Origin of the sequence: Sphingosinicella sp. (genome assembly GCF_052387495.1) — a bacterium.
Taxonomy (GTDB): Bacteria; Pseudomonadota; Alphaproteobacteria; order Sphingomonadales; family Sphingomonadaceae; genus Allosphingosinicella.
The window spans coordinates 1-1,551 of the sequence record NZ_JBQTJC010000044.1; the positions used below are offsets into that span (position 1 = coordinate 1).

Consider the following 1,551-nt stretch of genomic DNA (forward strand, 5'->3'; position numbering starts at 1 on the left):
ACACTTCTCTCTTCCGAGCTCGTCGCCGCCCCGCCTTGCTCTACATCGCCGAGCATTTGCAGGAGCGCCTGCTCTCGCCGCTGCGCGGCTGGATGGGGCATGCCGAGCCCTTCGCCTTCACCGACGATTATCGCCCCGCGCGGGGCATCGACCGCTTCCTCGCCGGCACGCCGCCGATCCTCAGCCTCGCCGCGCTCGAGGCGGGGCTCGACGCCTTCGACGGCGTGACGATGGAGCGGCTGTGGAGCAAATCGCGCGCCATGTTCGACGTCTTCGTCGGGCTGTTGGAGCTGCGCTGCCCCGAGCTCACCTGCATCACCCCGCGCGGCGAGGAGCAGCGCGGCAGCCACATCTCCTTCGCCCATCCCCACGCCTTCGAAATCTGTCAGGCGCTGATCGCGGCCGAGGTGATCGGCGATTTCCGCGCGCCCGACGTAATCCGCTTCGGCCTGACCCCGCTCTATCTCGGCTTCGAGGACATCTGGACCGGCGTCGACCGGCTGGCGAAGATCCTCGCCGAGGAAAGCTGGCGCGATCCGAAGTTCGCGGTGCGCGGCAAGGTCACCTGATCAGCCGCGCAGCCCCGCCCACGGGCCGGAGATCGCGAAGGTGAGCCCCGGCGTCTGCACGTTGACGAACAGGATCCGACCGTCCGGCGAGAAGCAGGCGCCGCAAAATTCGGCGCGGCGCGACTGGGCGTTGCGCGCGAAGTCGTAAATCCGGCCGTCCGGGGTGAGCCCGCGCAGATACTGGTCGCCGAGCCCGTCCTCGCACAGGATGAGATCGCCCCACGGCGCGATGGCGAGATTGTCGCACATGTCGAGGGTGTCGCCGCCGGGCGATTCGTAGATCAGGGTGAGGCGCCCGGGCGAACTCCCCTCATCGGCCTGACCCTCGCGCGGGCCGGGGCTGTAGCGCCAAACCTGCCCGGCGCGCGCGCCGCCGCCCTGCGTGCAGGTGAAATAGACGCTGCCGCGCCGCTGGCCCGGCAGCACGCCGAAATCCATGCCCTCGCCGCGGCAAAATTGCGCGGCGCCGGCGGCATGGCCGCGCACGGCGAGATCGGCCTCGGGCGCCTCGACATTGTCGAGCGCGACCCATTCGGTCTCGAACGAGGTGCCCGGCGCGATCCGACCAACGCCCGGCCCGTCCCAGTCCGCCGGCCAGTTGCTGGTGTTGGCCGAGCGCCAGCCTCGGATCGCCAGCGCCTGCAGCCGGCCGCCGCGCGCCATTTGCCCGCGCGCCGCCGGGAGGAAGCGGTAGAACAGGCCGAGCCGATTGTCCTCGGTGAGGTAGACGATGCCGGTGCCCGGGTCGACCGCCGCCGCCTCGTGGACGAAGCGGCCCATCGCGGTGAGCGGCACCGGCGCGACCGGCCCACTCGCGCTCGCCGGCACCTCGAAGACGAAGCCGTGCGGGCGCCGCGCGCCGCTTCCCGGGGCGACCACCGAGTCCTCGCAGGTCAGCCACGAGCCCCACGGCGTCGCCCCGCCGGCGCAATTGCCGGTCGTCCCGGCGAGCGCGAGGAAGTCGCGTTCGAGCCGCCCGGAG

The 1,551-nt window shown here is 71.7% G+C and carries 2 protein-coding genes; one reads left to right on the forward strand and one right to left on the reverse strand.

Features of this window, described 5'->3' with window-relative positions; all coding sequences use genetic code 11:
• Positions 1–569, forward strand: a 569-nt coding sequence (locus ACT4N8_RS02655; RefSeq protein ID WP_444856589.1) for an aminotransferase class V-fold PLP-dependent enzyme, incomplete at its 5' end; no start/stop codon positions are given.
• Here ACT4N8_RS02655 and ACT4N8_RS02660 read toward each other — a convergent pair.
• On the reverse strand, positions 570–1,551 hold a 982-nt coding region (locus tag ACT4N8_RS02660), incomplete at its 5' end, for an alkaline phosphatase PhoX (RefSeq protein ID WP_444856590.1).